This window comes from Streptomyces sp. NPDC054956 (assembly GCF_053609185.1).
Genome location: NZ_JBSGXB010000383.1, coordinates 1 through 6,299, shown reverse-complemented (window position 1 = coordinate 6,299; position 6,299 = coordinate 1). Strand labels below are relative to the sequence as shown.

Below are 6,299 nucleotides of genomic sequence, written 5' to 3'. Positions count from 1 at the left end.
GCGGGCCAGGGCGGGCCAGGGCGGGGCAGGGCGGGGCAGGGCGGGGCAGGTCGGGCCAGGGCAGGGTGCGTTGCGGTGGGCCCGGGCGGGGCGCCGCCGGGGGAGGGCGTCGCGTCCGGGCCCCGGCCGTCAGCCCTCGCCCGCCCGGCGCTCCAGCGGGGTTGCTACCGCCGAGTTGTTCACACTGAAGGTCACGCTGCCCGCTCGGTAACGGTCGTCGGACCACTCGATCGGGCGGCCCGTCCGGGTCGCGGAGACGTGCCTTTGGCGCAAAAGCGGGCTGCCGCGCCGGATTTCCAGCAGCCGGGCGTCCTCACTGCCGGCGGGCAGCGCGTCGATGAGGTGCTCGCCGTAGTGGGCGACGATCCCGGAGCCCTCCGCCAGGCCGTCCATCACCGAGCGGCAGTCCTCGGGCATCGCCTCGACCGCCGCCGCGACCCAGTCGGCGTACGCGGTCCGCTCGACCATCGTCGGCTCCCCGTCGAGCAGCCGCAGCCGCAGCACGGCCAGGATCTCCGTACCGGGCTCCAGCGCGAGGCGCTCCGCCTCCTCGGCCGTGGCCGGGCGGCGCCTGCGCGACAGGAAACGGCTCGCCGCGCGGTGGCCGACCCCCTCGGCCCACTGGGCGAAGCTGTTGAGTTCCCCGAAGCTGTGCTTGCGCTCGTGGCGCAGGACGATCCTGCGGGCCCCCTGCCGGGAGCCGATGAGCCCCTCGGCGGCGAGCGTGGCCACGGCCTGGCGGACGGTCCCGCGCGAGGCCGACCAGCGCGCGGCCAGATCGCTCTCCGAGGGCAGTTGGGCGCCCACGGGGTATTCGCCGGAGAGGATCGCCCGGCGCAGCGCCTCGGCGATCTCCAGATACCGCACCGTCCCCATGTCGTCCCCGTCCCCCGTCTCGTCAGTGCCGTCGGCCGTCGGCGCGGTCCGTCTTCGTCCTGCCCGCCAGCCTAGGCATGCGGGTGTTCGAAGATCATCATGCGGGTCCGCCGTCACGATCGGATCCGGCCAATCCCGGTCTTCGTCGAGACGTGCACCGCGCGAAAGCCGCCGTTCACCGTCCGTACAGTGCCCCAGGGCGAACTGGAGCCAACTTGTTCAGACAAGTGAACCCCCTGCCATGGATCCAGTCTCCGGGAGAGACCGTGCTCAGTTCCTCCGCCCGACGCGGTGCGGCCGTTCTGCTCAGCGCCGCCGTGCTCACCACCCTCAGCGCCTGCGGCGCCGCGCCCGACCCGCAGGCCGGCACCGCCGCCGACGGCAAGGGCAAGACCCAGCCCGGCGCCGCCACCTCGGTCGCCGACTTCGGCGGCCTCGAGGGCCTCGTCGCGGCCGCCGAGAAGGAGGGCGAGCTCAACGTCATCGCGCTGCCCGCGGACTGGGCGAACTACGGCGAGATCCAGAAGGCGTTCCAGGCCAAGTACCCCAAGGTCAAGATCAACGCCGAGAACCCGGACGCCTCCAGCGCCGACGAGATCGCGGCCGTCAAGTCCCGCAAGGGCCAGACCCGCGCCCCCGACGTGCTGGACCTCGGCATAGCCTTCGCCCGCAGCGGCGCCGGCGAGAACCTCTTCGCCCCGTACAAGGTCACCGCCTGGGACAAGATCCCCGCTTCCCAGAAGGACGCGGACGCCCGCTGGTACAACGACTACGGCGGCTACGTCTCCATCGGCTGCGACGCCGCCCGCATCCCCAACTGCCCGCAGTCCTTCGCCGACCTGGCCAAGCCCGAGTACAAGGGCAAGGTCGCCCTCAACGGCAACCCGACCAAGTCCGGCTCCGCCTTCGGAGGCGTCTACGCGGCCGCCCTCGCCAACAAGGGCTCCTTCGCCGACATCCAGCCCGGCATCGACTTCTTCGGGCAGCTGAAGAAGAGCGGGAACTTCATCCCCGTCGAGTCCACCCCGGCCACCGTCGAGAAGGGCGAGACGCCCATCTCGATCGACTGGGACTACCTGAACGCCGGCTACGCCGAGCAGTTCAAGGGCAAGGGCGTCGACTGGAAGGTCGCCATCCCCACCGACGGCGTCTACGCCCAGTTCTACTCGCAGGCCATCAACAAGGACGCCCCGCACCCCGCGGCCTCCCGCCTGTGGATGGAGTTCCTGTACAGCACCGAGGGCCAGAACCTGTGGCTGCGGGGCCACGCCCGCCCCGTGCTGCTGCCCGTCATGACCCAGGACGGCACCGTCGACAAGGACGCCGTCACCAAGCTCCCGCAGGTCCAGGGCACCCCGAACTTCCCGGCCTCCACGGAGCTCGACAAGGCCAAGGCCACCCTCTCCGAGAAGTGGGACAAGGCCCTCAGCTGATGTCCGCCTCCACCACGACCCCCCACTCGAAGGGGACCGCCGGCGGCACCACCAGCCGCCGGCGGCGCGGCCCGCGCACCTGGCTCGCCGCCCTCCCCCTCCTCGCCTTCACCGGGCTCTGCTTCGGCATCCCGCTGGGCGCCATCGCCTTCGGCGCGGTCACCCGCACCGACCCGGCGAGCGGCGCCACCGAACTCACCGGCGAGCACCTGGCGCGCTCCCTCCGGGGGCCCTACCTCGGCTCGCTCGTCGGCAGCGTCCAGCTCTCCGCCCTCACCGCCCTCGTGGCCGGAGTACTCGGCGTCCTCATCGCGCAGGCCGTCGTCACCTCCCGCTCGCGGGCCCTGCGCGGCGCGGCGCTGACCGCCTCGGGCGTCCTCGCCAACTTCGGCGGGGTCCCGCTCGCCTTCGCGTTCATCGCCACCGTCGGCATCTCCGGAGTCGTCACCCAGCTCGCCGACCTCACCGGTCTCGGCTGGAACCTCTACTCCTTCACCGGCCTCACCGTGGTCTACCTCTACTTCCTGACCCCGCTCATGGTGCTGGTGATCGTCCCCGCGCTGGACGGCCTGCGCCCGCAGTGGCGCGAAGCCGCCCAGAACAACGGGGCCAACGGACGGCAGTTCTGGCGCCACGTCGGCCTGCCCGTCCTCGCGCCCTCCCTGCTCGGCGGGTTCGTGCTGCTCTTCGGCACCGCCTTCGCCGCGCACGCCACGGCCGCCGCCCTCGTGGGCGGCTCCGTTCCCCTGGTCACGCTCAAGATCGCGGACGCCCTGTCCGGGAACGTGCTGACCGGCCAGGAGAACGTGGCGCTGGCCCTCGGCCTCGACATGATCGTGATCGCCGGCCTGGTCATGGCGGTCTACCTGCCCCTCCAGCGACGGAGCGCCCGATGGCTGCGATGACCCCGACGCCCGCCCCGAACGCTCCCGGGGCCACGGCCGCCGGGGCCCGCACGGACAGCCGTCCGGCCGTGCCCGCGGCGCCGTCCGCAAGGCGGCGCCCCCGCCCCCAGGTGTGGCGCGGAGCCGTCCTGCTGCTCGCCGGCGCGTACTTCGTCCTCCCGCTCCTGGCCTCCTTCGTCTTCACCGTTCACGTCCCCGGCCAGGGCATCAGCTTCGAGGCGTACACCCAGCTGCTCTCCGCCGACGGGTTCACCGAGAGCCTGCTGCTCTCCCTGGGCCTCGCCGCCGCGACCATCGCCGCCTCGCTGCTCCTCGCCGTGCCCGCGCTGGTCGCCGTACGCGTCGGCTCGCCGCGCCTGCGGCCCGTCGTCGAGGTGATGTGCATGCTGCCGCTGGTGGTCCCGCCCATCGCCCTGGTCACCGGCATCACCACCGTGCTGCGCTGGGGCCCGGACCACCTGTCCAGGACCCCGCTCTACCAGACCTTCCTGGCCGTCCAGAACCCGGACTTCCCGGTCGTCCTGGTCCTCGCGTACACGGTGCTCGCCCTGCCGTTCGTCTACCGATCCCTCGACGCCGGCCTGCGCGCCGTCGACGTCCCCACCCTCGTCGAAGCGGCCCGCAGCTGCGGCGCGAGCTGGCCCCACGTCGTCCTGCGCGTGCTCCTGCCCAATCTGCGGGCCGCGCTCGCCGGAGCCGCCTTCCTCACCCTGGCCCTGGTCCTCGGCGAGTTCACCATCGCCTCGCTGCTCGGCTTCCGGCCCTTCGCCGTGTGGATCGTGTCGATCTCCGGAGCACATGCCCGCATGTCGGTCGCTGTCTCCGTCCTCAGCCTCCTCATCACCTGGCTGCTCCTGCTCCTCCTCTCCCGGGCCGGCACGACCCCCGCTACCGTGTCCCCCGGCCCGGCCGTCTCCCGCACCTCCCGCACCTCCGGCAAGGAGTCCTGACCCGCATGTCCCTCACCCTTCCCGAGGCCAGGAAGCCCGCCGGAAGCGATCCGGCCCCCGCCGGCGCCCGCGTCGAATTCCGGGGCCTGCGCCGCGCGTTCGGCTCCACCGTCGCCCTCGACGGACTCGACCTCACCATCGAGCCCGGCGAACTCGTCGCCCTGCTCGGCCCGTCGGGCTGCGGCAAGACCACCGCACTGCGCGTCGTCGCCGGATTCGAGCAGCCCGACTCCGGCGAAGTCCTCGTCGACGGACAGGACATCACGCGCGTACCGGCCAACCGCCGCGACGCCGGGATGGTGTTCCAGTCGTACAGCCTCTTCCCGAACCTCAGCGCCCGCGACAACGTCGCCTTCGGCCTGCGGGTCCGCAAGGTGGGCGCGGCCGCACGCCGCGAACGCGCCGCCGAACTCCTCGACCTGGTCGGCCTGCCCGACCACGGGGACCGCTACCCGCACCAGATGTCCGGCGGCCAGCAGCAACGCGTCGCCCTCGCCCGCGCCCTGGCCCTGCGCCCCCGCGTCCTGCTGCTCGACGAGCCGCTCTCCGCACTCGACGCGAAGGTGCGCGCCAACCTGCGCGAGGAGATCCGCAGGCTCCAGCTCTCCCTCGGGATCACCGCCGTGTTCGTCACGCACGACCAGGAAGAGGCCCTGTCCATGGCCGACCGGGTCGCCGTGCTCAACGCGGGCCGCCTGGAACAGTGCGCCGCCCCCGCCGAGCTGTACGAGCGTCCCGCGACCCCGTTCGTCGCCGAGTTCGTCGGCACCATGAACCGCCTCCCCGGCCGGCTGACCGGCTCCGGACTGGTCGAAGCGGCCGGCTCCCGGCTGCCGGTGGACGGCCCGGTGCCCCCGACCTCCGACGTAGAGGTCCTCGTACGCCCCGAGAACGTCACGGTCGCGGCCGACGAGGAAGGCACGGCCACCGTCGCCTCGGCCTCCTTCTTCGGCTCGGTGACCCGCCTCCACCTGGACCTCGCGGACGGCACGCGCGTCAAGGCCGACCTGCCCTCGCGCGACGCCGGAGCCCTCGTACCGGGCGCCCGCGCGGCCGTGGGCCTGGCCGAGCGGCCCGTCCTCGTCGTGGCACGGACCGCCTCGTGAGTGAACTCGCCGCCGTCCTCTTCGACATGGACGGCACCCTCGTCGACACCGAGACCCTGTGGTGGCTGACCACCGAGGAGATCGCGGCGGGCCTCGGCCACGCACTCACCGAAGCCGACGCGCCCGAAGTCGTCGGCCGGTCCGTGGAGGACACCGCCGCGCACCTCGTACGGGTGGCCCGCACGGGCGACCCGGCCGCGGTGGCGGCGGAGCTCACCGGGAGCTTCTTCCGCCGGGTCGAGGAGGGCGCGCCGATGCGGCCCGGGGCGCAGGCCCTGCTGACCGCACTGGAACGCGAAGGCGTACCGTTCGCTCTGGTCAGCGCCTCGCCGCGGGTGGTCGTGGACTCGGTGGTCGGGGGCTCGCTGGCCCACGTCCCGTTCGCCTTCACGATGTCGGCCGACGACACGGCCCTGACGAAGCCGCACCCGGATCCCTACCGGGCGGCCGCCGCCCGCTTCGGCGCGGAGCCGTGGCGGTGCGTGGCGGTCGAGGACTCCCCGGACGGGGCGGCCTCGGCGGAGGCCGCGGGCTGCGGACTCCTGGTGGTCCCGTCGCTGCTGCCGGTCCAGCCGTCCGCGGTACGCACCTTCGCGCACTCCCTGGACGCCGTCACCCCGACGACCCTGCGCTCCTGCCTGCCGGCGGCGCCGGGGGCCTGAGGACCCGGTCCCGCAGGGGGCCGGGCCGCGCGGCCTCAGGCCGTCAGGGCGAGGAGGCGCAGGATGCCCTCCACGTACGCGGCCGACACCGAGCCGGGAGCACCGGAGGCGCGGCTCAGCGAGGGCAGGCCCGCGCGGATGTGGGCGGCGCACTGCCCGTACAGGCCGGCCTCGTGCGAGGAGCCGTCGTCCTCGGTGTCGAGCAGCCGCAGCAGGGTCCGCAGCAGGGCCTCGCGGGTCGACTGCCGGGGCGGGCCCGCGGTCCAGACGGCCATCAGCACCCCGCACACGGCCGGGGCGGGCGGCCGCAGCCGGCCGTTGTGGAAGGCGTGGCCGTCCAGTGCGTGGAACGCGGCGGGGTGTCCCT

General features: G+C 73.6%; 7 protein-coding genes. 5 read left to right on the top strand and 2 right to left on the bottom strand.

Annotated elements, in window-relative coordinates; genetic code table 11:
* Positions 1–129 precede the first annotated feature (129 nt).
* Positions 130–876 carry a GntR family transcriptional regulator gene (locus ACWGDE_RS34670; protein WP_453393037.1) on the bottom strand — a complete coding sequence of 249 codons (747 nt, stop codon included), beginning with the start codon at positions 874–876 and terminating at the stop codon, positions 130–132.
* 266 nt (positions 877–1,142) lie between these two features.
* Between ACWGDE_RS34670 and ACWGDE_RS34665 the strand changes: the two genes are divergently transcribed.
* The 5 genes from ACWGDE_RS34665 to ACWGDE_RS34645 are packed head-to-tail and all read left to right on the top strand — an operon-like array spanning position 1,143 to position 5,932.
* Positions 1,143–2,309 carry an ABC transporter substrate-binding protein gene (locus tag ACWGDE_RS34665; RefSeq protein WP_453393036.1) on the top strand — a complete coding sequence of 389 codons (1,167 nt, stop codon included), beginning with the start codon at positions 1,143–1,145 and terminating at the stop codon, positions 2,307–2,309.
* Positions 2,309–3,214, top strand: a complete 906-nt coding sequence (locus ACWGDE_RS34660; protein ID WP_453393035.1) for an ABC transporter permease — start codon at positions 2,309–2,311, stop codon at positions 3,212–3,214. The genes ACWGDE_RS34665 and ACWGDE_RS34660 overlap by 1 nt, the downstream gene beginning before the upstream one ends.
* Positions 3,202–4,164, top strand: a complete 963-nt coding sequence (locus ACWGDE_RS34655) for an ABC transporter permease (protein WP_453393034.1) — start codon at positions 3,202–3,204, stop codon at positions 4,162–4,164. Before ACWGDE_RS34660 ends, ACWGDE_RS34655 begins: the two co-directional genes overlap by 13 nt.
* A gap of 5 nt (positions 4,165–4,169) precedes the next feature.
* Entirely contained in the window at positions 4,170–5,270 is a 1,101-nt protein-coding gene (locus tag ACWGDE_RS34650) for an ABC transporter ATP-binding protein (protein ID WP_453393033.1), read from the top strand.
* Positions 5,267–5,932 carry an HAD family hydrolase gene (locus ACWGDE_RS34645; RefSeq protein ID WP_453393032.1) on the top strand — a complete coding sequence of 222 codons (666 nt, stop codon included), beginning with the start codon at positions 5,267–5,269 and terminating at the stop codon, positions 5,930–5,932. The genes ACWGDE_RS34650 and ACWGDE_RS34645 overlap by 4 nt, the downstream gene beginning before the upstream one ends.
* Positions 5,933–5,967: 35 nt before the next feature.
* Here the strand turns inward: ACWGDE_RS34645 and ACWGDE_RS34640 are convergent.
* Positions 5,968–6,299: hypothetical protein (locus ACWGDE_RS34640; protein WP_453393031.1), on the bottom strand; the 332-nt coding region annotated here is incomplete at its 5' end.

Bases quoted from the DNA above. Each gene is read 5' to 3' on its own strand.
- ACWGDE_RS34655 (WP_453393034.1), top strand. From the start codon at position 3,202: ATGGCTGCGATGACCCCGACGCCCGCCCCGAACGCTCCCGGGGCCACG.
- ACWGDE_RS34670 (WP_453393037.1), bottom strand. From the start codon at position 876: ATGGGGACGGTGCGGTATCTGGAGATCGCCGAGGCGCTGCGCCGGGCG.
- ACWGDE_RS34650 (WP_453393033.1), top strand. From the start codon at position 4,170: ATGTCCCTCACCCTTCCCGAGGCCAGGAAGCCCGCCGGAAGCGATCCG.
- ACWGDE_RS34660 (WP_453393035.1), top strand. From the start codon at position 2,309: ATGTCCGCCTCCACCACGACCCCCCACTCGAAGGGGACCGCCGGCGGC.